This is a genomic window from Segatella baroniae DSM 16972 = JCM 13447 (assembly GCF_000426585.1).
In the GTDB taxonomy this organism is placed as follows: Bacteria; Bacteroidota; Bacteroidia; order Bacteroidales; family Bacteroidaceae; genus Prevotella; species Prevotella baroniae.
Map to the genome: position 1 here is coordinate 1 of NZ_AUFQ01000016.1, position 26,229 is coordinate 26,229.

The following is a 26,229-nucleotide window of genomic DNA, read 5'->3' on the forward strand; positions in this document are numbered from 1 at the left end:
GAGACTAGGACGTCGATAGGGCGCAGGTGTATAGACGGCGACGTCACAGCCGAGCGCTACTAATTGCCCGAAACTTTCCTTGCGCTCCATCCTTTTGGCTGTCGTGCGGTGATGGTCTTTCGTTCTTCCTTCCGTCCTTGCCTGTGTCCCGATGTCAAACCATAAAATCAGGTGGTTCTTGCGGCAGGGCCCCACCTCTTCCCATTCCGAACAGAGAAGTTAAGCCTGCCTGCGCCGATGGTACTGCAATGCAATGCGGGAGAGTAGGTCGCCGCCTTCTTTCAGAGCCGAGCCCCGGTCACTTCACAGTGGCCGGGGCTCTTTGCGTTTGGGGGAAAGGAGGAGAAGGGGCGGCTCTGAACGGCTACAGGCGCCCGAAAAAAGGGGAGCTGCGCGAATGGTGGCGCAGCTCCCCTTTTTTCTCATGACGTGGACAGCCTTTACCAGGCGTCTTCACCATTGATGGTTTTGTCGTCGTCGAAGTATATATCCACATTTTGGGTCTCGGTCTCCTTGAAATTGCCGCTCACGCTCCCGGAAAGAATCGCCTGCGGGCTTATCTGTATCACCGTCATCACCGGTTTCAAATAACTCTTCTTCATACACATGTTCTTTTATTTGACATAAACTTTCTTGCCATTGACAATGTAGATACCGCTTGGCAGCCGGGTGCCTTCAAGCTTGTCGGCCACCTTGCGGCCCTTAAGGTCGTAGACGCCCTTGCCGGACATGCCATCGACACGCGTGCGACCGATTCCTGTCAGATCATCGTCGGTGAAGCGTATCTTCAGGCTGGATTTGGCGGCGGCCACGCTGGTAGGCACTTGCAGGTAAGCCTTCTTGGCTGCCAACTCACCCGTGCCCGAAGCCTTGTAGAAACCTGCAACACCATTGTTCTTTCCGTAGAGGAAATTGGTGTAGCCCCCTTCGGTGGCAGGCACCACCTTGGCCGTGAGATTCGGCTTCAGCAGGTTGACGTAGTAAGAGGTTGCCGTTGCATAAGGCACCTTGTAGGTGAGGCCCTCTGTTCCCACGAGGAACAATCCGGTGTTGGCCGGCACGACGTCCACCTTCGAGAGCTGCACCGTGCCATCCCGGTCGAAGCCGCTGGCAATATACGCTGTAAGCCCATAGACTTCGGAGAAGTCCAGGTCGCGGTCGCAGCTGAAGGAAGCCTGGCCGTTGGTCATGGTGATGAACTCCTTGGAGGACTTCCAAGTGGCAACGACTGTCACATCGCCAGTGACCTCTTCGATGATGTATCTATAGTCGGCAATCTGCGATGTCACATCAACGTTGTTTACAAGGAGGCTGGCGAGTTCAGTATCGGAATCAGGCAGGATGGTCAGCATTACATAAGCGCCATATTCGGGGCTATAGTTGTCGGCGGTCACGCCACCACCGGTGATGTTCACGGTGTAGTGCTTGATTTGCCACGTAGCCGTGACAGTGAGGTCCCCGGCGGGCATGGTCTCGGGCAGCTCGGGAGTCCAGCCGATGAAGTCATACCCCTCCCTCGTCGGGTCTTCGGGCGGCGTGACAGCCGTACCGTAGTCCTGTACGATGGGTGCCACATCGTCGTTGCAATCTTCGAAGTAGATGGTGTAGGAATTGATCTTCCATGTGGCGGTGTAGGACTTGTTGCCGGTGCAGCCCTTGTCGATGGTGACATTCATCTGTGCTTCGCCCTCGCCATCGAGTAGCCAACCATTGAAGGTGTAGCCCTCGCGGGTGGGGTTCACGAGCGTGATGGCGTCGCTCTCGATGGTGTAGCTGGCGGGATTCTCCACGGCGGCGCCACCTGCGAGGTCACAAGTGATCGTATATATAATAGGTGTCCACGTGGCGGTATAGCTGCGGTTGTCGGTGCTGCCCTTGGCAATGGTCACGCTCACAGTGGCTTCGCTGAGGTTGGTGCCAGTCCATCCGGCGAAGGTGTAGCCCTCGCGGGTGGGGTTCACGAGCGTGATGGCGTCGCTCTCGATGGTGTAGCTGGCGGGATTCTCCGCGGCGGCGCCACCTGCGAGGTCGTAGGTCAGCGTGTAGCTGATGGGGCTGAAGGTGGCGGCGAGCGTCACGTACTCCTCGCCCTCGCTGTTGGCGCGGCTCTGGGCTGTGCCGAGGTCGGGCAGGGGCGAGACGGGGTTGCCGTTGTCGGTCAAGGCAGTCGGCTCGTAGCCCGTGTCGGCGGTGAGCGTGTAAGCCACGGGGGCGTCCTTCGCCTGGCGATACTGCGCCGAGCCGCCGGCGGCCGTGGCCTTTTCGTTGGCGATGGTGCCGTGGGCCGAGGCCGTCAGGGTGACGAGCGTGCTATGATGGTTCATCTTGGTGAACTTCTTCCATATATCCGCGGCTTGATAGGCTTCCTTGGTGCCGCCGGGAACCCACAGCGTGATGTCGCCGTAGTTGCCTTTGCATATATCCTCCGTCTGCTCGATGGGGGTGGTCCATGGTACGTATATGTCAGATACGTTGCCTGTTCCGGGCATTAGCTGGCCCAGAGACGTTACCTTCTCGCCCAATTCCACAACTTTTGCATAGGCGATGATGCTGTTGCTGAGGTTATCGATGCGCACGATGTTGCGGCCCACGTAGATATGGTCAAGCGTGTGCGCCGGTGTCATGTTCAGGACGCCGTATTTGTGGATGCCTGTCGCATAGGACAGTGCCGTGTCGCTGTCGGCAATAACCATCTTCTTCAGGTTTTCGTTACGCTGGAATACACATGTGCCGATCTTCTTCAACGAGGCCGGCAGGGTTATCTCCTTGAGAGCCTTGCAATCGTAGAAGGCGCCGTGGCCTATCTCCTCAAGACCTTCGGCAAGCGTTACGGTGGCCAGCGAGTAGCATTTCTCAAACGTCTCCTTCGGCAGCACCTTGAGGGTGGACGGCAGAGACACGCTTGTCAGACCGGTTTCTCTGAATGCGGCGGCACCCACTATATTTACAATACCCTCGCCGACCACGAGTGTCTTGAGCGTACTTTTACCTTGGGCGAAATTCTCCGGGATAGTGGTCATGCTGCCACCGAGGGTGAGCGATTCCACGTTGCCGAACATCGACGTGCCCTCTGTGAACGTAAGATTGCGGCCTATGTAGAAGGTCTTGCCGGGAATCGTTGAGTAGGCACTAATGGAAAGCGGCGTCTGGCTGTCGGAGATGTGAAATGTATCTATTGGGCAGTCCTGAAACGCCTGTCTGCCCACCGATGTAACTGACGCTGGCAAGGTGACGCTGGTAAGGGCACAATTATAGAACGCATCTTTACCCACAGTGGATAGCCCTTCGTGCAGCGTGACGCTTGCAAGCTTGGTACATCCTTCGAACATGCTCTCGGAGATTGTGGGGAGGCTTGCAGGAATGTCGATGGCTGTGAGCTCAGAACAGCCTTGGAAACACGCTTTGCCCACCTCCGTCAGATTGCTGCCGAGGGTCACACTGGTGAGCTGCGTGCAGCCCCAGAACATGTTCTCATTCAACTTGGTCACGTCGTCGCCCACGACGAGCGTCTGCACGTCGCTGAATATCGACGTGCCTTCTGTGAACGTAAGATTGCGGCCTATGTAGAAGTACTTGCCGAGAATCTTTGAGTAGGCACTAATGGTAAGTGCCTCATCGCAGTCGGAGATGTTGAACTCTTCTATAGGGCAGCCCTGAAACGCCTGTCTGCCCACCGACGTAACTGACGCTGGCAAGGTGACGCTGGTAAGGGCACAATTATAGAACGCATCTTTACCCACAGTGGATAGCCCTCCCTTCAGCGTGACGCTTGCAAGTTTTTTACATCCTTCAAACATGCTCTCGGAGAGCGTGGCGAGGCTTTCGGGAATGTCGATGGCCGTGAGCTCAGAACAGCCGTAGAAACACGCTTTGCCCACCTCCATCAGATTGTTGTCGAGGGTCACGCTGGTGAGCTGTTTGCAGCCCCTGAACATGTTCTCATGCAGCTTGGTCACGTAGCCGCCCACGACGAGCGTCTGCACGGTAGGAAAGTCGGCAACTGTCGACCCCTCTATGTCGCGGTCAAGGTTGACTTTGGTGGCGGGGCAATTTCCAAATACAGCATAGCTGGCATGGTTCAGCGTGATGGGCTCGTCCGTGCCGCTGAAGGTGATTTCGGCCAAGGCCGTACAATTGTAGAACGCGCCCCGACCGATGGATGTCACTGAGGACGGAATGGTGACGGCCGTGAGTTTTGCATTGCTGTTTCCACCACTCTGCATACAAAGCAGATAATCGCTGATGGTCTCCAACCCATCGTTGAGGGTGATGGACGCGATGTTTTTACAGTTTTCGAAGCAGGAACCACCAGTGCTGCGCATGCTGGCAGGGAACACCACCGACGTGATGTTGGCATTGTCCTTGAAACCACTCTCTGCGATAGAGGTGACGCTGTAGCTCACTCCGTCGTTCTGCGCCGTGGCGGGGATGACGAGGTCGCCGCCGACTTGGTTGTTGGCCTGCTTCACCGATACGGTCTTTGCGTCGGCATCGGTGACGGTGTAGGTAAAGTCACCTGATGTGAACGTTGTCTGCGCCCAGGCTGTCGTGGCTGCAACGACAGACAACAAAAGGGAGAAGAATTTTTTCATAAGCATTGGTTTTATTAAAATCATTTAAAGTTGTTGGAACACATACCTTTTATGAGCGCACAAGTTACAGCCATTCGTCTGGATGCGTTTCCCATATTCACAAAAATGTTTCCCATATTCACAAAAACACGTTGCGGGCGTGCTTTTTCGGTTGTGTAATTTCAACTGTGTCGAGCGTGTAAAGTAAACTGTGTCAGGCGGTTCATGGGAGCATAGCCATGGTGCACTGCGCACTACCGCCTTGGCGGTTGGTTTTTTGTAGGGGAGGGTTGCGAGCGCAGCGCGCTACCCTGCCTAAGCTTTGTTGGTGGGAAGCTAGGCCGAAGGTCTTGGTCTTTTTATCCCAAATCGGTTTATTGGTATATGGTCATGGTGCACTGCGCACTACCGCCTTGGCGGTTGTTTTTTTGTAGGGTAGGGGTGCGAGCGCAGCGCGCTACCCTGCCTAAGCTTTGTTGGTGGGGAGCTAGGTCGAAGGTCTTGGTCTTTTTATCCCAAATCGGTTCATTGGTATATGGTCATGGTACATTGCGCATAAAGAAATGCCTGTCGCAGACCGCGCAGGGAGTGAAGCCGGAGGCTTCATCGCTCAGTAACCCCTGGTCATCTCTGCGAAGCGGAGTGACCAGGGGATAAAAGACCAAGCGGACATCGACCCTGGAAGGGTCGCCCAAAGACAGCCGTGATGATGGTGGGCGACCCCTTCAGGGTCGACGGATGGGTGGCGGGCATACCTCCCCGGTCATCCTGCGGCATGGTCTGCGTCCTTGCCGTAAAGACGGTAGTTGCGGTAGAACGTGGAGAGCGAGTTGTAGCCCGAAGCTGTGGCCACATCGGCCATGGCAATGCCGGGGATGTCCTTCATCAATTGCACGGCGTAGGCGATGCGGCGGCGGTTGACCAGTTCGGCGAACGACGTGCCCATCTGCTTGTTCACCACCTGATAGACGTATGTGCGGTTGGTGTATGCCATGGCAGCCACGTCGTCGATTTTCAGGTTGGGCTGTAGAAAGACCTTCTGTTCGCCAAACAGCGTGAGGATGCGCTGGTGGATGGCGTCTTCATCGGGTACGGGCGTGTCGTCGGACAGTTCGGCACGCATCTCGCTGCGCAGTTTCTCCAAGTCGACGATGGAATACGTGCGGTGCAACCCCACATAGCCGAACGCAAAGAGCAGGCTGGTGAAAAGCAGGGAGGGAATGGCCAAGGCCGCGGTGGAATCGACAAAGATGTGGCGGCCTATGACGTTGAACACCAACGAGAAGCAGGATATCACGACCACGAGCACCAAAACGTTGCGCACACTGCGCATGGTCATGTGCTCGGTGTCGGCGAAATACCGTTCGAGGGCCTTGTCGTATTCGCGTAGCCGACGCGTGGCTGTCACAAGCACATAGACCACGAGCAAGGCAAAGGCCACCTTGCATGCCGTATGGATGTAGGCCTGCCACAGTGCCGCCCCTCGAAGTCCATCCATGCTGTTCCGATAAAGGTATGTGTCGAAGAAGACATGGGTCTCCGCTTGCGGCATAAAGGCGTACAGTATGCCGACGGCCAGCGCGGCCACCACAGCCGGAGCCAGCAGCCAGTAAATGCGGGGCGAGCGATCGGCCACGGAGAGGCGGGTGACATAGATGAGATAGAGGGGGTAGACGGCAAGGTTGGCAAAGACATACAGCGTGTCGGTGAGGGGCAGCAACGCCTCGGCGCGCAGGAAAAAGACGTTGTGGCCCGCGTACAGCATGGTGCTCACGAGCATGAAGCGCAGGAACGACGGCAGTTCGCGCAATCGGCCACGGCGCAATTCCAGTGCGATGATGGCCGACATCACCAGACAGGTCAACATCGGCAGGTCGGCAAGCAGTCCTTTCAGCATTTCAATCGCGCGGATTAGGGTCGGCTAATAGAGTTCAAACCATTGACGATTCGTGAACCCGAATAAAGTGTATCAGTCAATGCCGGCACCATATCCCCGACTGCAAGATAAAGCTTTTCCCGTTCGGCAGCCGATGCGGTGTGCGCCTTCCGGCCCTCGAAAAGCTGTATGGTAAAGTTTATGTTCATGTTTTCTCTGCTGTTTGAAATCAAATGCAAAGGTAGTCATTTTCCGGAATAATCCCATCAACGACCTTGTTAAACCCCATCGGGCGTTGAAAAACCGGGCATGGCGGCTAGGCCGAAGGCCTTGGCCTTTTTGTAGGCCAGGGTTGTGAGCGCAGCGAGCTACCCTGACTGGCCGGTGGTGGAGAGAAGCTAGGCCGAAGGTCTTGGCCTTTTTACGTTTCCATCTGAAGCTCGGGGCCAACCGCCATGCGGTTGTTGGCACAGTACATTATGACGATGTGGCAATGAGTGGTTGGGGAATGGGAAATGGGTGCCTCCCCTGACCCCTCCCAAGGAGGGGAATACCCCCGGTGACGGCGGGGCAGTGGGGGTGGTAATAGACGGTGATGGATGGGCTTCGGCTTTTCCTCTTCTCATCGACGCCCTTTGGGCTTCTGAAAAGGCAGCTTCGGGCTTCTGAAAAGGCAGCTTTGGGCTTCTGAAAGGGCAGCTTCGGACTTCTGAAAAGGCAGCTTTGGACTTCTGAAAGAGCTGCTTTGAGCTTCTGAAAAGGCTGCTTTTGCAAGTCGAACACCTCATCCTTCAGGCCCTACAACAATCATCACAAACGTAAAAAGACCAAGACCTTCGGCCTAGTTACCGACCACCGGCTTAGACAGGGTAGCTCGCTGTGCTTGCAACCCTGTCCTACAAAAGAACCAACCGCCATGCGGTAGTTGGGGCAATACATTATAAGGATTTGTCAATAACGCGGATGGGATTGACGAAAGCTACACCGTGACGGTTTGGCGATGACTGATGGGGGCATGAAACCGCCTCCACCGAAGAATAAGGACAACCGATTTCCCCGCGTGCGCATGGTCGGGGGACTTGGGGCAACGCATCTCTATTTCTTGTGGAGGACAAGCGTCTTGGGAATCTTCACCCATTTGCGGTCCACAACAATCTTGATGGTGCTGCCTTCCCCCTGTTTTAGTATGTAGTTTCCATTCTTGTCCTTGTAAAGAGTGGCGGACAAGTCTTCGCTGCCATAGTCGTTGATGATGTCGACGCGGGCCGTGGAGTCGTTGAGCAGCTTGATGTCGGTTATCAACCATTTGCGCATGTCTCTCTTCGCGCCGAAGTAGCCCGGCAGTTGGCCGAAGATCTCTTGGTTTGGCACAAGGATGTTCTTTTGATAGAAGTCTATGTCGAGATAGACTTGGTATTCGTCATTATACAAATGCCCTTTGAACACTTGTCGTCCCTGGGCGTTCAGCGCCGTTGCGAAGGCCAAACCCATGATGGCTGTCATCATTCGTTTCATCAGATTCCGATTCAGTTTATAGCCGGTGATATTCCCTTGTCAATCAAGGATGTTGCAAAGATAATTCTTTTAGGTCAAGAATGCGGACGAATTATTAAAATATTGTCTTCACAAGTTGGTTTTTCATGTAAATTATAGTATCTTTGCGCCGCTTATATTAGTTGTATGGTAAGAAAGTTTGTTCTTCCCGATTTCATTTTTGAGTCAAGTTGGGAAGTCTGTAATCAAGTAGGTGGGATTTATACGGTATTATCTACGCGCGCAAAGACATTGCAGGAGATTTTAAAAGACAGAATTATTTTCATCGGTCCGGACTGTTGGTCGGAGACAGCCAGTCCCTTCTTTGAAGAGGACGCTTCGTTGTTGGCGGAATGGCGGTCGTCTGCGGCCCAAGAAGGGTTGCGGTTGCGTGTCGGTCGCTGGCTTGTTCCGGGCCGACCGCTGGCAGTTCTTGTTGATTTCAAGCCTTTCTTTGCCCATAAAAACGAAATATACACCCAGCTTTGGAACGATTTCGAGGTCGACAGCCTGCACGCCTATGGCGATTATGACGAAGCGTCCATGTTCTCATACGCGGCGGGCAAGGTGGTGGAAAGTTTCTATCATTTTCAGTTGAACGACTCCCTGAAGGTCGTTTATCACGGCAATGAATGGATGACCGGCCTGGGACTGCTTTACATTCAGAAGCATGTGCCGCAGATTGCAACCATCTTTACGACCCATGCCACGAGCATAGGGCGCAGTATTGCGGGCAACAACAAGCCGCTCTACGAATATTTGTACGCCTATCAGGGCGACGGGATGGCCGAGGAACTCAACATGCAGAGCAAGCATTCGATAGAGAAGCAAACGGCATTGCATGTGGATTGCTTCACAACCGTCAGCGACATAACCGCCAGGGAATGTCAGGAACTGTTGGACAAACCCGTGGACATGGTTCTTCCCAATGGTTTTGAAGACGATTTCGTACCCAAGGGCGCAACGTTTACAGCCAAACGGAAAGCGGCCCGGCGCAGGATGTTGGAAGTGGCGTCCGCTTTGCTGGGCGAAACTTTCGACAACGATACGTTGATTCTCTCGACAAGCGGACGCTATGAGTTCCGCAACAAAGGCATTGATGTCTTCATAGAAGCCATGAACAGGCTGAAAAGCGACGGCCGCTTGTCAAGAAAAGTGCTGGCTTTCATCGATGTTCCGGCATGGGTGAAGGAGCCTCGCCGGGATTTGGCGGAGCGTTTGGAGGGCGGGCAGGCTTTCACGCAACCCCTTGAAACCCCGACGCTGACGCATTGGCTGAACGAGCAGGAGACCGACAGGGCCTTGGGAATGATGAACCATCTTGGCCTCGACAACGGGCAATCGTCTCGTGTGAAGCTGATTTTTGTCCCTTGCTATCTGACAGGGCAGGATGGAATCTTCAATCTCTCCTATTATGATTTGATTTTGGGCAACGATCTCTGCGTCTATCCATCCTATTATGAGCCTTGGGGATACACGCCATTGGAGGCGGTCGCCTTCAAGGTTCCTTGCATCACGACCGACTTGGCAGGCTTCGGCCTGTGGGCCGAGCAGACGTTGGGCCGCGAGAGTGGAATCATGGACGGCGTGAAAGTCATCCACCGCACCGACTACAACTTCTCCGAGGTGGCTGATGGTATCAAGGAGACGGTAGTCGCATTCTCGCAGTTGGACAAGAAACAGGTGGAGACATCACGTTCACACGCTTTCCAATTGTCGAAGAAAGCTTTGTGGAAGCACTTTATCAAGCATTATGAAGCAGCCTATGATTTGGCGCTGGGCAACGCGCGGACGCGTTTGCAGGCCATGGCTGACGCATGACGCGACAATGTAGGTAAAAGAAACAAGTGGAATAATATAACTAAACAAGAGATTTATGAAAATTAAAGCTGATTACGCGAATGCTCCGCAGTGGAAGGAGCTGTCTATCAAGTCGCGGTTGCCGGAGCAACTGCAGTGTCTTGATGAGTTGGCTCATAACATGTGGTGGGCATGGAATTATGAGGCACGCAATCTTTTCAAAAGCTTGGACGAGAAGCTTTATGAGGAAGTGGGCCACAATCCGGTAATGCTTCTGGAGCGTTTGAGTTACGACCGCAAGGAAGCCGTCGTCAAGGACAAGGCTCTGATGAAGAAAGTGAATGACGTCTACGCGAAGTTCCGTGCCTACATGGACGTGAAGCCCGACGCCACACGTCCTTCCGTGGCCTACTTCTGCATGGAGTATGGTCTGAATCAGGCGCTCAAGATCTATTCAGGCGGTCTCGGCATGCTCGCCGGCGACTATTTGAAAGAGGCTTCGGACAGCAATGTAGACCTTTGCGCCGTCGGTTTCCTCTATCGTTTCGGCTACTTCACGCAGAGCCTGAGCATGGACGGCCAGCAGATAGCCAAATACGACGCACAGAACTTCAACTCGCTCCCCATAGAGCGGGAGCTTGACGCCGACGGCAACCCCGTTGTCGTGGACGTTCCCTACATGAACTATCAGGTGCATGCCTATGTGTGGCGTGTCAATGTAGGGCGCATCAAGCTGTATCTGCTCGATACGGACAACGAGATGAACTCCGAGTTCGACAAACCCATCACCCACTCGCTCTATGGCGGTGACTGGGAGAATCGTCTCAAGCAGGAGATTTTGCTGGGTATCGGCGGTATTCTGGCACTGAAGAAGCTCGGTGTCACGAAAGACATTTACCATTGCAACGAAGGTCATGCCGCCCTCTGCAACCTGCAGCGGCTGTGCGACTATGTAGAGTCGGGCCTGACCTACAACCAGGCATTGGAACTTGTGCGCGCGTCTTCACTCTATACCGTCCATACGCCTGTGCCGGCGGGACACGACTACTTCGACGAAGCCTTGTTCGGCAAGTATATGGGTGGCTATCCCGAGCGTCTTGGCCTCACCTGGGACGAGTTTATCGGCATGGGACGCCAGAATCCCGACGACCACAGCGAGCGTTTCTGCCTTTCCACCTTCGCCTGCAACACCTGCCAGGAAGTCAATGGCGTGAGCAAGCTCCATGGTTGGGTCAGCCAGAAGATGTTCGCCCCCGTCTGGGCCGGTTACTATCCGGAAGAAAACCACGTGGGCTATGTCACCAACGGTGTCCACCTGCCTACATGGACGGCTACCGAATGGCGCAAGGTCTATGACAAATACTTCGATCCTTCCTTCATGGGTGACCAGAGCAATGAAGATATCTGGCATGCCATCTACAATGTGCCCGACGCGGAGATTTGGAACACGCGCATGGCCTTGAAGCAGAAGCTGGTCAAGTATATCCGTGAGAAGTTCACGCAGTCGTGGTTGAAGAACCAAGGCGATCCCGCCCGCGTCGTATCTCTGCTCGAACGCATCAATCCCAACGCGCTGATGATTGGCTTCTGCCGCCGCTTCGCCACCTACAAGCGCGCCCACCTTCTCTTCACCGACCTGGAGCGTCTGTCCAAGATTGTGAACGACCCCGAGCACCCCGTGCTCTTCTTCTTTTCGGGCAAGGCCCACCCGGCCGACGGCGCAGGTCAGGGATTGATCAAGCGTATCTTCGAGATCAGCCAGCGTCCCGAGTTCCTTGGCAAGATTATCTTCCTGGAGGACTACGACATGCAGTTGGCACGCCGCCTGGTTTCGGGCGTCGACATCTGGATGAACACGCCGACCCGCCCGCTCGAAGCCAGCGGCACGTCGGGTGAGAAGGCTGAGATGAACGGCGTGGTGAATCTCTCCGTGCTCGACGGCTGGTGGGTGGAAGGTTATCGTGAAGGTGCCGGCTGGGCTTTGCCGCAGGAGCGCACATACGACAACCAGAGCTATCAAGACCAGCTGGATGCCACCACCATCTATAATCTGCTTGAGAACGAAATCATTCCTTTGTATTACGACCGCACCAAGAAGGGCTATAGCGAGGACTGGATTAAAGTGGTGAAGAACTCCATTGCAACCATCGCGCCCCACTATACGATGAAGCGTCAGCTCGACGACTATTACGAAAAGTTCTACAACAAGCAGGCTAAGCGGTTCAAGAAGTTGGCCGCCAACGGCAACAAGCTTGCCAAGGAAATCGCTCTTTGGAAGGAGAATGTGGCCGAACGCTGGGACGCCATCCATGTGGTGTCGAAGGACGACGCCGCATTGTACAACGGTGGTGAAACGGGCAGGGACTTCAAGCTGACTTACGTGATTGACGAGCAGGGGCTGGATGACGCCATCGGTCTGGAGTTGGTTGCGCTGAAGAACAATCTTGAGGGCGGCGACCATGAAATCTATTCGATTCACGAGTTCAAGGTCGTTGGCCACGAAGGCAACAACTATACTTTTGAAGCAAAGGTGGAACCTGTCAAAGCCGGCACTTTCCGCACTTGTGTGCGCATGTATCCCAAGAACAAGGAACTGCCGCACCGCATGGACTTCTGCTATGTGAAGTGGCTCGACTGATGTCTTCAGTCGACACTTTGCTTCTTATGGAAGTATCGATATCATAAATGAAAACGGATGGTTTGTGCCATCCGTTTTTTTATTGCGTTTCGCTTGCGAGAGCCAGTTGTTTTTACTTGTCAATTCACAATCCTCTTGCTTTCAGCAGACTTTCGGCATTCGGCGCCTTCAGTCCCGTGAAGTCGGTGAACATCTGCATGAGGTCTCCGGTGTTGCCCCGGCTCAACACCTTGTCGCGGAAAGCCTTTCCCACGGCGGGGTTCAAGGCGCCATGCTGCGCAAAATGGTCGGCGATGTTGTCGGCCAGCACCTCTGTCCACAGATAGCTGTAGTAGCCCGCCGCGTAGCCGCCGCCCCATACGTGGTTGAAGTAGGAAGTGGCATAGCGTGGAGGTATCTGCGTGTCGAGCAGTCCCATCTCGTCGAGGGCGCGTTTCTCGAAGTCGGCGGCATGTTCGGCCGTCGGCACGTCCTTGCTGTCGAGGCAATGCCAGGCAAGATCCAGACTCGTGGCTGCCAGATTCTCACCCAGTGAGTAGCACGGTTGGAAGTTGATGGACTTCAACATCTTCCGCTTCAGTTCTTCGGGCATGGGTTCGTGTGTCTCCGTGTGGCGTGCGAAATGGTTGAACACCTCGGGAATCGTTGCGAACGATTCGTTGAATTGCGATGGCATTTCCACGAAGTCGCGCGCCACGGCCGTACCCGACAGCGTGTTGTATTTGCAGTTCGAGAGCATGCCGTGCAGAGCATGGCCAAACTCATGGAACATCGTCGAAACTTCATCCCATGTCATCAGTGTCGGAAATCCTTCAGGCGCCTTGGCCACGTTGGTGACATTATAGATGATGGGCAGCTGTCGGCGCAGTCGGCTTTGCTTGGCGAAGGAACTCATCCATGCTCCGCCACGTTTCGTGGGACGGCGGAAATAGTCGGTGTAGAACAAGGCCAGCGGCTTGCCCGTTTTGTCGAACACTTCAAACACCTTCATGTCGGGATGGTAGGTGGGCAGATCCTTGCGTTGCTTGAACGTCAGTCCGTAGGCCCGGTTGGCAGCGTAGAACACGCCATTCACCAAAACAGAGTCGATGTTGAAGTAGGGCCTCACGTCGTCGTCCGACAGTTGCAGCTGCTCTTTCTTCATCTGAGCCGAGAAGTAGAAGCGGTCGTAAGGCTGCAACTGGAAGTCAGTGCCCATCCGCTCTCTCGCAAAAGCCTCTATGTCGTGCGTCTCGGCCTGTGACTTGGGGCGGTAGGCGGCGATGAGGTTCCGCAGGAAGGCGTACACCTTGTCTGTGGAGTGGGCCATTGTCCGCTCCAACGAGTACGACGCGTAGTTCTTGTAGCCCATCAGTTCGGCCATTTCAGCCCTTAGTTTTGCCATTTCCGCAACGATGGGGAAGGTGTTGTACTTGCCCGTTCCGTCAGCCCTGTGAACCGAGGCTTCGAAAACCTTCTTGCGCAAGTCCCGATTTTCCAGGCTTGCGAGGATGGCCTGCTGCGTCGTGTTGACGATGACGATGCAATAGGGGGCCTTGCCCCCCAGGTTTTCGGCGTCTTTCTTGCATTGCGCAATGTCCGCGTCGCCCAGTCCTTTCAAGTCTTCCACCTTGTCCACCCACACCACGGCGTGGTTGGTGGCCTCGGGAAGCATTTCGCCCCATTGCTGTTGCAGCTCGGCGATGCGCTTGTTGATGGCCACCATGCGGGCTTTCTTTTCCTTGGAAAGCAGCGCGCCCGACCTTACAAAGTTCTTATACATCTCTTCCAGCAGTTTTCTGTCTTCACCTTTCAGCTTGTGCAGTTCGTGGTCGTAGACATACTTGATGCGTTGGAAGAAACGTTCGTTGAATGTCAGTTCATTCTTGAAATCGGTCAGCAGCGGCATGACGGCCTTCTGCGTGCTTGCAATTGCCGGCGTCTTGTGCGCGCCGGTCAGTCCGAAGAAAATGCTCTGCACGCGATCCAGCGTCCTTCCGCTCTGTTCGTATGCCAGAATGGTGTTGGAGAAAGTGGGCTTCTGCTTGTTGTTGACGATGCGGTCGATTTCTTTGCGTTGCAGTTCAATCGCCTTCTTGAAGGCCGGCAGGTAGTCGCTTTCCCTGATGACACTGAAGTCGGGCGCGCCAAACGGCAGCGTGCTGGGGCTGAGCAGCGGATTGGCGCGGTCAGCCTGGGGGTTAGCTCCCGTAGTCAGCAGCACCGACGAGGCCAGGCCTGCCGTCACGAATGCTTTTTTTAATTGATGTTTCATCTGTATTGTTGAATAGTTGTTGTTGTCTTCAATAAAATGGCGTTGCCGTTTACAGGTCTCCGTTGTGGGTGACCGGCAGGCAAGCCCAATCACTTATCGTTCCTGTTTCTGAACTGAACGCTATGCCGATTTTGAAACACGGCCTTCTGTCGGTTGCATACTCGCGTGCGTAGCCGCACTTGTCAATCTGTTCGATGGCCTCCGCTGCGGGGCGGTTGAGCTTGTATTCAAAGATGTAGACGTACTTGGGCGTCTCTATGATGAAGTCGGCGCGCCCCTGGCTGGTCTGCTTCTCGTGGTAGACGGTGTAGACACTCATCAGCCGCATCAGGAGATAGACGGTGTATTGGAAGTAGCGTTCCTGCTCCCGCTCGTTCTCGTGGCGCCGCGCCGAGTAGGGAATGCTGGCCAGGAAAGAAGTGAGCAGTTCGCGATAAAGCTCCGTGTCGCCCCGCTTCAATGCCAAAACCATCTGCGCCACGGCCGAAGAGGCGCTTTCCTTGGACTTGAAATAATCTGCCGAAAGCAAGGAGATGAAGCCCTTGGTGACCTCGGCGTTGGGGAAGTCGAGCAGGAACTGGCGCACGTCGGGGTCATAACCCTTGATGGTCAGGTAGCCGCTCTGGTAGATCATGGGCAGCGGCTTCTCCACGTCGGCCTTGTAGTCGACGAACTCCTGGGCGTCATAGTACCTCCCCACCAGCTCGTTGACGTTCTCCTCGCAGTGGTCCAGCAGCCTGAGAAGGTAGGAAGGCGTGCCCGTCTGGAACCAGAAGTCACGGATGTCCTGGTTGTCGAAGGCCTTGAGAAGGCTGAAGGGATTGTACACGTCGGTCATCATCCGGCTGAAATGATAGCCGTCGTACTGGCGTTTCAGCTGCCGCTTCATGTCCTCCGCCGTCGTCCCAAGGCTCTCGGCCAGCTCGCTTATGCCCTCGGCGAAGACCGTGTGCAGCTCCTCGGTGGTCACGCCGCAAAGCGCGTCGTACTTAGGGGCCATGCTGATGTCGTTGGGTTGGTTGAAGCCGCTGAACACGCTGACCTGAGAGAACTTCGTAACGCCCGTGAGAAGCACGAACTGAAGGTCCTGGTCGGCCGCCTTGAAGACCGAGTAGAAACCTTTCAGAACCTCACGGTTGTATTCCTCAAGCGTCTTGTCTACATTGTTCTTGCGGATGGTGTCGGGGATGTCCAGCACGTCGAGAAGCGGCTTGTCGTACTCGTCGATGAGCACGACGCAGCGCAGTCCCGTCTGTTCGTGGGCGGCATGCAGCACGTGGGCGAAGCGCCTCCCGATTCCCAATTCGTCGATGGCCTTTCCGTAGCGCCGTTCCCCTTGGGCAACGAAAGCCTCTATCGTTCGTCCCAGTTCATCTGGGTCGGTGAAGTTGCTGCCGTTGAAGTCGAGATGGAACACGGGATATTGCTTCCACTCCGTCTCCAGCGTGTCGATGGCAAGCCCTTTGAACAGATTCTTTTCGCCCAGAAAGTAATATTTCAATGTGGACACGAGCAGCGACTTGCCAAAGCGGCGGGGACGGCTTAGAAAGTAGATGGCTCCGTTTTTCACCAAATCATGGATAAGGTCTGTTTTGTCGATGTAGACATAACCATCCTCTCTTATCTTTCTGAAGTCTTGAATGCCGATTGGGTATTTCATTATATTATAATGTGTGATAAGTCCTTTTGCAAACTTACATATTTTTTTCGGATATCTGGTGGATTATGCCAAAAAGTTGCGCTGTTGAGCGAATTGTCAGCCCCTTTGAATCATTCAATCGCACTGCCTTTGCGTGCAAAAAGCAGTGTGGTGGGCTTGTAAAAGCTATCCTTTCAGCTCCTCGAAAGATACTTGTTGTCCATTCAGGGCTGGTTACGGTCTATTCCGCGGTCATCTGACGATGTGGAAAGACGCAGTCTAAAATTAACCATAAAATAATTGGAAATTATAAGATTAGTTCGTATGTTTGTAGAAGGATGTTGAGTTGACGGTTAAAATGGGTGGTCATTTGGCCGGATACGAAGAACGTCTTTGTTTAGCAAATCGTAAAATCTTGTACAAGTATGAAAGTTGTTTTCTCCGGCCTGTTGCTGTTTTCGTTGTCGTCCGTCGTGTCCGCCCAGACACTGAGCAATGGCATACGCCTGCCCGAGCAATGGCCCCCGCAATACCCCATTCCCACGGAACGGCATGAAATGCCTGTGCCTTATCTTCAGCCCAAACCGCAGGTGTTGCCCATCAACAACGGCCGCCAGCTGTTTGTCGATGACTTCCTCGTCAGTCGAACCGACTTGCAACGTGTGTGCCACACGCCCGATTTCTATCCAGGTAATCCGGTACTTGAGCCGACGGAGAAGTGGGAGAACACAACCGATGGCGCCCCCTATGCGGCCCCTTTCTCCGATGGCGTTTGGTATGATGAGAAGGAGAAAGTCTATAAGATGTGGTATTTGGCGGGTGCGGGAACGATGCACAAGGAGAGTAGTCAAACCTTCTACACCTGTTATGCGGAGTCGAAGGACGGCAAGAAGTGGCGCAAGGTCAACCTCGATGTCGTTCCCGGCACCAATGTCGTCGACACCTGCTGGCGTGACGCGGCCACGGTGTGGCTTGACCGATTTGAAAAAGACCCGCAGAAGCGTTGGAAATTCTTCAATATCGAGCGGCGGACGGCCGACAAGCGTTGGCAGGTTGTCCTGAAATATTCGTCAGACGGGCGTCGGTGGAGCCGTGGCGTTGCCCAGTCGGGCGATGTCTACGACCGTTCCACTGCATTCTACAATCCTTTTACGCGTCGTTGGGCCCTCAGCCTGCGTGATGGAACACCCGTGTCGGGGCGTTCACGTGCCTATATAGAGCACGAAAATCCAGAGACGCTCGTGAGCCTTACCCATCGTTTCCGCCATGATATTGCCGACCGCAACATGCGTTTCTGGTTTGTTCCCGATGACAAGGAGCTGCGGCATGAGAAGTATCCTGCAACGGAACCGGGCATTTACAACTTTGATGTCATACCCTACGAGAGCATTATGCTGGGACAATACACAGCCTGGGCCGGGCCGGAAAACAACGTCTGCCAGCAGGAAGGCATACAGAAGCGCAATGTTGTCTCGCTGGGCTACAGCCGTGACGGCTTTCACTTCCATCGTCCAACCCACAATGCGTTCATGAATGTGAACGAGACGGAAGGGGCTTGGAACTGGGGCAACGTGCAGTCTGTCAACGGTACGCCGCTCATCGTCGGCGATTCGCTGTATTTCTATGCTTCCGGTCGGCGTCTCAACAAGATCATGTGGGACAGCTATACGTCCACCGGCCTGGCCATGCTGCGCCGCGACGGCTTCGTCTCTATGCGGGCCGGCGGGAAAGAAGGCTATCTCATCACCGAACCGCTCACCTTTGATGGCAAACATCTGTTTGTCAATGTCGATGTGAGGCGGAGAGGTCTGCTGGCCGTGGAACTTCTCGATCGCGACGGACAGGTGATTCCCGGCTATGGCAGGAAGGACTGCCGCATGCCGCGCGGCGTGGACAAGACAAAGTTGCGTGTCACATGGAGGAAGCATGATGACGTGGCGGCATTGGCGGGCAAAGTCGTCCGCATGAAGTTCTATCTGACCCACGGCGACCTTTACGCTTTCTGGGTGTCGCCATGGGAGAGTGGCGAGAGTCGTGGCTTTACCGCGGGTGGAGGCCCCGGGATGAGTGCCGGTGGGGTGGATAAGCCAGAGTAGTTCTCAGGCCAAAGCAAAGAAAACGGCTGGAAATCAACAGTGACTTCCAGCCGTTTTTTTTTCTTATAGCGAAAGATGTGGCGAGTGTCTTATACGAGATATTGCGATGAAATGCTTTCGTTCTCGACAACGCGGCGGATTGTTTCGGCGATCATGTCGGCCACCGAGAGCTGCTTCACCTTGGCGCAGCGGTTGGAGTAGGGGATGGAATCGGTGAAAACGATTTCTTCCAATGCCGAACCCTGTACGCGTTCGGACGCCGGACCGCTCATGACGCAGTGGGAGGCGCAGGCGCGCACGCTCTTGGCACCGGCCGCCTTCATGATGTCGGCCGCCTTGGCAATCGTGCCCGCCGTGTCGACCATGTCGTCGACGATGACGACATTCTTGTCTTTCACTTCACCGATGATCTGCATGCTGTCGACGACGTTGGCGCGCGCGCGGGTCTTGTTGCAGAGCACGAGGGGACACCCGAGATACTTGGCATAGGTGTTGGCGCGCTTCGAACCGCCCACGTCGGGCGAAGCGATGACGAGATCTTTGAGGTGGAGGCTCTGAAGATAGGGCAGGATGACGCCGGAGGCGTAGAGATGGTCTACCGGAACATCGAAGAAACCTTGAATCTGGTCGGCATGCAAGTCCATCGTGATGAGGCGGTCGATACCTGCCACGCTCAGCAAGTCGGCCACCAGCTTGGCGCCGATGCTCACTCTGGGCTTGTCCTTGCGGTCCTGTCGGGCCCAGCCGAAGTAGGGGATGACGGCAATGATGTGGCGGGCGGAGGCACGTTTGGCCGCGTCGATCATCAGAAGAAGCTCCATCAGATTGTCAGAATTGGGAAAAGTGCTCTGCACAAGGAATACATCACGGCCGCGAATGGACTCTTCGTAGGAAACCGCAAATTCACCGTCGGAGAAGCGGGTGACGACGAGGTTGCCGAGGGGACAGCCTAAACTGGCGCAAATCTTTTCTGCAAGGTATCTCGTGTTGGTACCTGAGAAAACTAAAAAAGAGTTTTTCTCACTCATTTCTTGTTGGTTTTATATTACAAATGTTAAGGTGTTGCTGCGGGAAAGCATAGGCTGACAATTGCTTATGCCTATCTGAAAAGAATAGACGGCCTGAATGGATAATGCTTGGCTGAATCATCATTGTCAACATTGAAACGGTCTTTTCACCTGCAAAAGTAGAAATTTTATATCAAACAGCCAATGTTATTCTTATAAAAAGCTATCTTTGCTGGGAAATTGACGGAGGTTGCCGGGCAGGCCGACGAGGAATCGGACGGCGACCGTCGCCGTTTTGCACAGTACCGCTTTGCTGTAAACAATATACTACATATCTATAATCGTATGAAAAAACTATCCTTATTTGTCATTTCATTGGCGGTTTGCATGGTTGGCCTTGCGCAATACCGGCCTGCAAAGGAGAATCTGAATGCCAGAAAACAGTTTCAGAACAACAAGTTCGGCATCTTCATCCACTGGGGAATCTACTCCATGCTGGGCGACGGCGAATGGGTGATGAACAACAAGCACATCAATCATGAGGAATACACGCATTTGGCCGATGGCTTCTGTCCGTCCAAGTTCAATGCCGACGAATGGGTGAAGGCCTTCAAGGCGGCGGGCGCCAGATACATCACGTTCACGACGCGCCATCACGACGGCTTCTCGATGTTCAAGACGGCTGAGTCCAATTATAATATTGTGGACGGCACGCCATACGGAAAGGATGTGGTGAAGGCTTTGGCCGAGGCCTGCCGCAAGCATGACATCGGTTTGCATCTCTATTACTCCCATCTGGATTGGCAACGGCTCGACTATCCGCTCGGGCGCACGGGCCTCAAACTGGGACGTCCCACGGACCGACAGGACTGGGAAAGCTATTTCTCTTTCATGAACAGGCAGCTGACCGAACTCCTCACCAACTATGGAAAGATGGACTGCATCTGGTTTGACGGCTGGTGGGACCACGACCAGGACCCGTCGTTCGACTGGCACCTGCCCGAACAGTACGCGCTGATTCACAAACTGCAGCCCGCTTGCCTGATAGGCAACAACCACCATGGTGCCGTGAATCAGGGCGAGGACATCCAGATGTTCGAGCAAGACCTGCCCGGACAGAACACTTATGGATTGCAGGGCGACGCTTCGATCAGCGAACTGCCGCTTGAGACCTGTCTGACGATGAACGGTGACTGGGGCTACAGCATAACGGACAAGAAATACAAGTCGACGGAGAAGCTGATACAGATGTTGGTGGGCGCGGCCGGGCGCAACGCCAACTTGCTTCTGAACGTGGGGCCGCGTCCCGACGGGCAGATTCCCGTTGAAGCTCTCGAACGTTTGAAGGGTATTGGGGAGTGGATGAAGGTGAATGGAGAGACCATCTACGACACCCGCGGCGGCATGGTGGCGCCTCGTGACTGGGGCGTGACCACGCAAAAGGGCGACACGCTCTATGTACACATCCTCAATTTGGCCGACAAGGCGCTGTTCCTGCCGGTCGCCGCAAAGAGCGTTGCCAAGGCCCGCATGTTCGCCGACAAGAAACCGGTGGGCGTCGTGAAGGCCAACGACGGCGTTCTTCTTCAGCTTCCGGCCGTCCCGACAGGCGTCGACACCATCGTCGAAGTGCAGTTGAAGTAGGGGAAGAGGAGTGTCAAAACGACAATAATCCAATCAAAACGCTTGTTGTTCAGTTGTAAAGTGTTATTTTTGCAGACTGAACAACAAGCGTTCCTTGTTTGATGGCCGATGGCCACGCAGCACAGACAGCTCTTTTCACGCTTCGCTTCAAAGCGTTGGCAACTCGTTCATTATCAATGGAATATGAATCGTGGCCTGTTTGGGCTGCCAAAGCAGCCCTTTGACCGCTTCAAAGGCCAGCTTTCAGCCGCCGAAAGGGCCGCTTTTGCGAGGCAAAAGGGCTGTTTTTGCAAACAGAAAGGACAGCTTTGGTAAAATGGAAGATATGAAGATAGACATACAGACCTGTCGGGGGATGGACCGACCGATGTATATATTGGAGGAAAACCGCCTGCGGAACAATCTGAAAACCATCCAGCGGGTGGCCCGTGAGGCTGGGGTGGAGGTCATTCTGGCCTTCAAGGCTTACGCGCTTTGGAAGACATTCCCCATCTTTCGCGAGTATATACACTCCACGACAGCCAGCTCTCTGGCGGAAGCAAGGCTGGGTTTGGAGGAGTTTGGCAGCCCGACACACACGTTCTCGCCGGCCTACACCGACTATGAAATCGACGAGATAGCACGCTGTTCCAGCCATTTGCAGTTCAATTCGCTTTCGCAGTATGAGCGCTTTCACCAGCGGGTGAGGCGGCAGAACCCCGCCATTCAGCTGGGGCTGCGGGTCAACCCCGAGTATTCCGAGGTCGAGACGGATCTGTACAACCCCTGCGCGCCGGGCACCCGGTTTGGCATTGCGGCAGAAAAGCTGCCCGCCGATTTGCCCGAAGACATCGTTGGCTTTCACTGCCATTGCCATTGCGAGAGCGGGGCCGACGTGTTTGAACGCACCTTGCACCATATCGAGGACAAATTTGCACGTTGGTTTCCGCAGTTGAAATGGATGAATTTCGGCGGCGGACACCTGATGACGCGCGCCGGCTATGACGTCAGCAGGCTTGTCCGGCTGTTGAAAGCGTTTCGCAGCCGTTATCCTTGGCTCCAAGTCATCCTGGAACCGGGCAGCGCCTTTGCCTGGCAGACGGGACCGTTGGTGTCGCAGGTGGTCGATGTGGTGGAAGACCACGGCATACGCACGGCCATTCTGAACGTAAGTTTCACCTGTCACATGCCCGATTGCTTGGAAATGCCCTATTCCCCGACTGTCCGTTTCGCGGAACACATGGACGCGCCCGACGCGTCGTCGACCGTCTACAGGCTGGGAGGCAACTCGTGTCTGAGTGGCGACTTCATGGGCTATTGGAAATTCGACCATCCGTTGGAGGTCGGCGAGCCTGTCATTTTTGAAGACATGCTGCATTATACCACCGTAAAGACAAACACTTTCAATGGCATTTCTCATCCTTCCATCGGCTTGTTGCACGAAAGTGGCGAGCTGGAAGTTCTGCGTTCGTATTCTTACGAGGATTACAAGAGCCGGATGGATTAGCCTGATAGTGAAAGGATTATCATGCTTTTGGCCGTATTCTTTCGAAGAAATGGCTGCCTGAAGCTGAATAAAAAACAAGCGTTGCGTTGAAAAAAGACGCCGAAAAGTTTGCAGGAATAAAAAAAAACCTTACCTTTGCAACCGCATTTAGAGAAGTGCTCCTTTGCAATAAAGGGTTTGCGGAAATAGCTCAGTTGGTAGAGCACGACCTTGCCAAGGTCGGGGTCGCGGGTTCGAGTCCCGTTTTCCGCTCAACATGCTGAACAAAATACCGGAAAGTTTTCTTCTTTTGCCCAGGTGGCGGAATTGGTAGACGCGCACGTTTCAGGTGCGTGTGTTTTACGACGTGCAGGTTCGAGTCCTGTTCTGGGCACTCATTTTGTTCAGCATACAACATTTTGGAGAGGTGGCGGAATTGGTAGACGCGCTACTTTGAGGGGGTAGTGTCAATTGTGACGTGGGAGTTCGAGTCTCCTCCTCTTCACTTTGTTGAACTACTTTGTTTGCGGAAATAGCTCAGTTGGTAGAGCACGACCTTGCCAAGGTCGGGGTCGCGGGTTCGAGTCCCGTTTTCCGCTCTTTTTCTTGACGAGAAACATAAAAGCAATCAATGAACTTATATTTGCGATATTTCGATAAAGAGACATTAGTTTCTAATGTTGAAGAAGCCTTGGACTTTCTCTATTCCATACCGGAAATCGGTGTAACTCCCGAATTGGAGGCAGATATTCGAGACTATGTAAACAGCGATGTCCTTTATCCGAAACGCTATAAAGTCCGTCAACGGGTATATTTCATCATCATCAAGACACTTGCCCCGACCATGATGGACTTCAAACAAAAGAAAGCTGTACGGCAGATTGTAAACGAAAAGCAGGGACTTGCCGCCACTGCGGTGACGCGGTTGACCGAGAAAGTGCCGGGTTGGTACGAGGGAACGCTCGATTTCAAGCGGGTTGTCATGATTCCTTCGACGGGCAAGCACGAGTATCGCGACACGCATTTTGTCGTTGCATGCAAGGCCACGTCGGGCTTGGAATGCTATGACAGAATCGTGGATTACTTGCGTGAACGCGTCGACGGCCGTTCGCAATTCCCCTCTGCCAAAGGCAAGAACTTCCGTTTCAAGTATCTTGGAATGTGGAAGTGACCCCCGTCTCTCAATGGAAAGCCGCTATGAACAAAGTAATGCTGATAGGAAATGTAGGCAAGGAGCCTGATGTTCGTTATTATGACAACGACCAGGCTGTGGCGCAATTCCCGTTGGCGACAACCGAACGGGGATATACGTTGCAGAACGGAACGCAGGTTCCCGACCACACGGACTGGCACAACATCATCATGTGGCGCGGTCTGGCCAAGGTTGCCGAGAAATATGTCCATAAGGGCGACCGCATTTATGTGGAGGGACGACTGCGCTATCGGTCGTATGACGACCAGAAAGGGCAGCGGCGGTATGTCACGGAGATTCTGGCAGACAACATGGAGCTTCTTTCGACGAGGCACGACACCGACGCCGAGAAGAAAACCGCAGCCCAATCGGATGAGCGTAAGGAAACCGCAAACGACACCAAAAGCCCACTTCCATTCTGATGATAGCCGTCAGAATGGATTTTAGGTTTAGACCAACAGCGTGATAATACGACAAACAGACTTTATTTTCAATCTTCCGCATTTTGGATAGCTCATTTATAACAGACGCGTTTCAGGACATTTATTTTCAAATGCCGACAGCCGGCGTGCTGCTGGCCGCCGTATTGGCCGTTGTCCTGCTCCTTTTCTCGGGCTTCGCAAGCGGTTCCGAAATCGCGTTTTTCAGCCTTTCCCCAACCGATATTGCAGAACTTGCACAGGAAAAGACCGAGCGGGACAGAAAGATACAGCTGCTGCGGGCCGATAGCGAACGCACGTTGGCAACCATACTGATAGCCAACAACTTCGTCAACGTGACGATCATCATGCTCTGCAACTATATTTTCGGTTCCGTGTTGCACTTCGGACCGCAGGCATATTGGCTGCAATTCCTCATCCTGACCGTATTGCTCACGTTCATCCTGTTGCTCTTCGGCGAGATCATGCCCAAGATCTACAGCCGGCAAGACCCCTTGATGTTCTGCCGCAGAGCCGTCAACGGCGTTCTCCTGATACGAAAACTCTTCTGGCCTTTGGAGACCATTCTGCTGCGAAGCGGCGTCGTTGCCGAGAAGGTGGTGCAGAAGGAGAGCCACGTGCTCAGCGTGGATGAACTGGAACAGGCGCTGGAATTGACGGACAAGGACGATATCAAGAACGAACAGAGCATGCTGAAGGGTATCATCCGGTTCGGCGACGAGACAGCCAAGGAAGTGATGACAAGCCGGCAGGACATCGTCGACCTGGACATACACAGCGATTTCGCCACCGTGTTGAAGTGCGTCGTCGACAACAACTACAGTCGGATTCCCGTTTTCCAGAACAACGAAGATGACATCAGGGGCATTCTGTATATCAAGGACTTGCTGCCGCATTTGCAGAAGAATGCCAATTTCAGGTGGCAAAGCCTGATTCGGCCGGCCTATTTCGTGCCGGAAACGAAGAAGATAGACGACTTGTTGCGCGAATTTCAGGACAACAAGGTGCATATCGCCATTGTCGTCGACGAGTTTGGAGGCACCAGTGGCATTGTCACGCTGGAGGATATTCTGGAAGAAATCGTAGGAGAAATCAACGATGAGTACGACGAGGACGAGCACATCTATTCCAAATTGAATTTCAACACTTATGTTTTTGCGGGCAAGACACTGCTGAGCGACTTCTGCAAAATACTGAACATCAACGACGACGAGTTCTCCGAAGTGGAGGGGGAAGCCGACACTTTGGCCGGATTGCTGCTCGAAATAAAGGGAGATTTCTTGAGTGTGCACGAAGTGATAGACTACAAGAACTATACGTTTGAGATTCTCTCTGTAGACGAAAGGCGGATTACCAAGATCAAAGTGACCGTTCACAAGAAGACCGATGGCACTCCTCAAGATTGAGAAACTCGGGTCCGGCGTCCTGTTGGGCCTGTGGGAGATAGAGCAGGAGGCAGAGGACTTGCGTCCACTCGTACCCGAATCGATTTGGAAAAAGGTGCTGGCAGACTGCAAGAGCGAGTCACGCCGGAAGGAGACGCTGGCCGTCTATGCCCTGCTTCATGCCATGACGGGCAATCGTGAGCTTGTCATTTCCCATGAACCGTCGGGCCGTCCCGTCGTGGAAGGCTGGCATATCAGCGTCAGCCACACCTGTGGCTACGCCGCGGTCATCCTCTCCGAACGCTACAATGTGGCCGTCGACGTGGAGTATATGAGCGGTCGGGTGGACCGGATAGCCGAACGTTTCGTCCGCCGGGACGAATGCGCGCCCGACACGATTGGCCGCTTGATCGTCTGGTGCGCGAAGGAAACGCTGTACAAGCTGTACTATGAAGACGAACTGCAATACTTTGACATGCGTTTGGTCGAACAACCTGTGCTTGAGACAACCATGACAGCCGATGGAGAAGTCCGTCGGGGCGTCATGGAAAACGTGTTGCGGAAAATAGCTGTCGGCTTCTGCTACCGGGTGACGCCCGCCTACGTGCTGACATGGGCCGTTGGCCGATGAGAGGCGGCACAGGTTTCGGGGGGTCGTCGCATGTAGAAGAGCGATGGGAACAATATAA

16 protein-coding genes, 4 tRNA genes and 1 rRNA gene are annotated in these 26,229 nt (G+C 54.1%); 14 read left to right on the forward strand and 7 right to left on the reverse strand.

The annotated features are described in order from the left end of the window. Positions 1–167 precede the first annotated feature (167 nt). A 5S ribosomal RNA gene (gene rrf, locus K334_RS0110115) occupies positions 168–280 on the forward strand. A 160-nt stretch (positions 281–440) separates the two neighbouring features. Here rrf and K334_RS15090 read toward each other — a convergent pair. From K334_RS15090 to K334_RS0110145, 4 genes are all read right to left on the reverse strand, one after another. Next, on the reverse strand, positions 441–602 hold the full coding sequence (locus K334_RS15090) for a hypothetical protein (RefSeq protein ID WP_169712453.1): 162 nt from the start codon (positions 600–602) through the stop codon (positions 441–443). 12 nt (positions 603–614) lie between these two features. Continuing rightward, positions 615–4,592, reverse strand: a complete 3,978-nt coding sequence (locus K334_RS15290; RefSeq protein ID WP_051218733.1) for a leucine-rich repeat protein — start codon at positions 4,590–4,592, stop codon at positions 615–617. Positions 4,593–5,334: 742 nt separating this feature from the next. Continuing rightward, on the reverse strand, positions 5,335–6,468 hold the full coding sequence (locus K334_RS0110130) for a helix-turn-helix transcriptional regulator (protein ID WP_025881678.1): 1,134 nt from the start codon (positions 6,466–6,468) through the stop codon (positions 5,335–5,337). A gap of 1,074 nt (positions 6,469–7,542) precedes the next feature. Next, positions 7,543–7,962: a hypothetical protein gene (locus tag K334_RS0110145; RefSeq protein WP_025881680.1), complete on the reverse strand. Its 420-nt coding sequence runs from the start codon at positions 7,960–7,962 to the stop codon at positions 7,543–7,545. A gap of 165 nt (positions 7,963–8,127) precedes the next feature. Between K334_RS0110145 and K334_RS0110150 the strand changes: the two genes are divergently transcribed. Both K334_RS0110150 and glgP read left to right on the forward strand, forming a co-directional pair. Next, positions 8,128–9,801, forward strand: coding sequence for a glycosyltransferase (locus tag K334_RS0110150; RefSeq protein WP_025881682.1), 1,674 nt, complete (start codon positions 8,128–8,130; stop codon positions 9,799–9,801). Positions 9,802–9,856: 55 nt separating this feature from the next. After that, positions 9,857–12,418: an alpha-glucan family phosphorylase gene (glgP, locus tag K334_RS0110155; RefSeq protein WP_027444911.1), complete on the forward strand. Its 2,562-nt coding sequence runs from the start codon at positions 9,857–9,859 to the stop codon at positions 12,416–12,418. Between the two features lie 124 nt (positions 12,419–12,542). Here glgP and K334_RS0110160 read toward each other — a convergent pair whose 3' ends face one another. Together K334_RS0110160 and K334_RS0110165 are read right to left on the reverse strand one after the other, a co-directional pair. Next, entirely contained in the window at positions 12,543–14,672 is a 2,130-nt protein-coding gene (locus tag K334_RS0110160) for a M3 family metallopeptidase (RefSeq protein WP_027444912.1), read from the reverse strand. 49 nt (positions 14,673–14,721) lie between these two features. Then, entirely contained in the window at positions 14,722–16,332 is a 1,611-nt protein-coding gene (locus K334_RS0110165; RefSeq protein ID WP_025881684.1) for a PD-(D/E)XK nuclease domain-containing ATP-binding protein, read from the reverse strand. 404 nt (positions 16,333–16,736) lie between these two features. Here K334_RS0110165 and K334_RS0110170 point away from each other — a divergent pair, with 404 nt between their 5' ends. Then, a complete protein-coding gene (locus tag K334_RS0110170; RefSeq protein ID WP_036890322.1) occupies positions 16,737–18,407 on the forward strand; it encodes a hypothetical protein in 1,671 nt (556 codons plus the stop codon). An 89-nt stretch (positions 18,408–18,496) separates the two neighbouring features. On the opposite strand, the gene K334_RS0110175 is transcribed toward K334_RS0110170, so the two are convergent. Next, on the reverse strand, positions 18,497–19,435 hold the full coding sequence (locus tag K334_RS0110175) for a ribose-phosphate pyrophosphokinase (protein ID WP_021589390.1): 939 nt from the start codon (positions 19,433–19,435) through the stop codon (positions 18,497–18,499). A 324-nt stretch (positions 19,436–19,759) separates the two neighbouring features. Between K334_RS0110175 and K334_RS0110180 the strand changes: the two genes are divergently transcribed. The 10 genes from K334_RS0110180 (at position 19,760) to K334_RS0110230 (ending at position 26,171) form a co-directional block, all read left to right on the forward strand. Next, on the forward strand, positions 19,760–21,058 hold the full coding sequence (locus K334_RS0110180) for an alpha-L-fucosidase (protein WP_025881685.1): 1,299 nt from the start codon (positions 19,760–19,762) through the stop codon (positions 21,056–21,058). 325 nt (positions 21,059–21,383) lie between these two features. Next, the gene (gene nspC, locus K334_RS0110190) at positions 21,384–22,544 is read left to right on the forward strand and encodes a carboxynorspermidine decarboxylase (RefSeq protein ID WP_025881689.1); all 1,161 of its coding nucleotides are present in this window, start codon (positions 21,384–21,386) and stop codon (positions 22,542–22,544) included. 179 nt (positions 22,545–22,723) lie between these two features. Then, positions 22,724–22,796: transfer RNA gene (locus K334_RS0110195), tRNA-Gly, on the forward strand. A gap of 39 nt (positions 22,797–22,835) precedes the next feature. Beyond that, positions 22,836–22,917, forward strand: a tRNA-Leu gene (locus tag K334_RS0110200). A 27-nt stretch (positions 22,918–22,944) separates the two neighbouring features. Continuing rightward, positions 22,945–23,028 (forward strand) — tRNA-Leu (locus K334_RS0110205). A 21-nt stretch (positions 23,029–23,049) separates the two neighbouring features. Beyond that, positions 23,050–23,122 (forward strand) — tRNA-Gly (locus K334_RS0110210). A 32-nt stretch (positions 23,123–23,154) separates the two neighbouring features. After that, the gene (locus K334_RS0110215) at positions 23,155–23,694 is read left to right on the forward strand and encodes a hypothetical protein (RefSeq protein ID WP_021589382.1); all 540 of its coding nucleotides are present in this window, start codon (positions 23,155–23,157) and stop codon (positions 23,692–23,694) included. A gap of 26 nt (positions 23,695–23,720) precedes the next feature. Further along, positions 23,721–24,137 carry a single-stranded DNA-binding protein gene (locus tag K334_RS0110220; protein WP_021589376.1) on the forward strand — a complete coding sequence of 139 codons (417 nt, stop codon included), beginning with the start codon at positions 23,721–23,723 and terminating at the stop codon, positions 24,135–24,137. Positions 24,138–24,268: 131 nt separating this feature from the next. After that, positions 24,269–25,561, forward strand: a complete 1,293-nt coding sequence (gldE, locus tag K334_RS0110225; protein WP_051218734.1) for a gliding motility-associated protein GldE — start codon at positions 24,269–24,271, stop codon at positions 25,559–25,561. Continuing rightward, positions 25,542–26,171: a 4'-phosphopantetheinyl transferase family protein gene (locus tag K334_RS0110230; protein WP_025881696.1), complete on the forward strand. Its 630-nt coding sequence runs from the start codon at positions 25,542–25,544 to the stop codon at positions 26,169–26,171. The genes gldE and K334_RS0110230 overlap by 20 nt, the downstream gene beginning before the upstream one ends. The last annotated feature ends 58 nt before the right edge of the window (positions 26,172–26,229 follow it).

What these genes read in the sequence shown, in the direction of transcription:
- K334_RS0110230 (WP_025881696.1), top strand. Translation starts at nt 25,542, where the DNA reads ATGGCACTCCTCAAGATTGAGAAACTCGGGTCCGGCGTCCTGTTGGGC.
- K334_RS0110170 (WP_036890322.1), top strand. Translation starts at nt 16,737, where the DNA reads ATGAAAGTTGTTTTCTCCGGCCTGTTGCTGTTTTCGTTGTCGTCCGTC.
- gldE (WP_051218734.1), top strand. Translation starts at nt 24,269, where the DNA reads ATGCCGACAGCCGGCGTGCTGCTGGCCGCCGTATTGGCCGTTGTCCTG.
- K334_RS0110145 (WP_025881680.1), bottom strand. Translation starts at nt 7,962, where the DNA reads ATGAAACGAATGATGACAGCCATCATGGGTTTGGCCTTCGCAACGGCG.
- K334_RS0110130 (WP_025881678.1), bottom strand. Translation starts at nt 6,468, where the DNA reads ATGCTGAAAGGACTGCTTGCCGACCTGCCGATGTTGACCTGTCTGGTG.
- K334_RS15090 (WP_169712453.1), bottom strand. Translation starts at nt 602, where the DNA reads ATGAAGAAGAGTTATTTGAAACCGGTGATGACGGTGATACAGATAAGC.
- K334_RS0110215 (WP_021589382.1), top strand. Translation starts at nt 23,155, where the DNA reads ATGAACTTATATTTGCGATATTTCGATAAAGAGACATTAGTTTCTAAT.
- K334_RS15290 (WP_051218733.1), bottom strand. Translation starts at nt 4,592, where the DNA reads ATGAAAAAATTCTTCTCCCTTTTGTTGTCTGTCGTTGCAGCCACGACA.
- K334_RS0110165 (WP_025881684.1), bottom strand. Translation starts at nt 16,332, where the DNA reads ATGAAATACCCAATCGGCATTCAAGACTTCAGAAAGATAAGAGAGGAT.
- K334_RS0110160 (WP_027444912.1), bottom strand. Translation starts at nt 14,672, where the DNA reads ATGAAACATCAATTAAAAAAAGCATTCGTGACGGCAGGCCTGGCCTCG.
- K334_RS0110220 (WP_021589376.1), top strand. Translation starts at nt 23,721, where the DNA reads ATGAACAAAGTAATGCTGATAGGAAATGTAGGCAAGGAGCCTGATGTT.
- nspC (WP_025881689.1), top strand. Translation starts at nt 21,384, where the DNA reads ATGAAGATAGACATACAGACCTGTCGGGGGATGGACCGACCGATGTAT.
- K334_RS0110175 (WP_021589390.1), bottom strand. Translation starts at nt 19,435, where the DNA reads ATGAGTGAGAAAAACTCTTTTTTAGTTTTCTCAGGTACCAACACGAGA.
- K334_RS0110150 (WP_025881682.1), top strand. Translation starts at nt 8,128, where the DNA reads ATGGTAAGAAAGTTTGTTCTTCCCGATTTCATTTTTGAGTCAAGTTGG.
- glgP (WP_027444911.1), top strand. Translation starts at nt 9,857, where the DNA reads ATGAAAATTAAAGCTGATTACGCGAATGCTCCGCAGTGGAAGGAGCTG.
- K334_RS0110180 (WP_025881685.1), top strand. Translation starts at nt 19,760, where the DNA reads ATGAAAAAACTATCCTTATTTGTCATTTCATTGGCGGTTTGCATGGTT.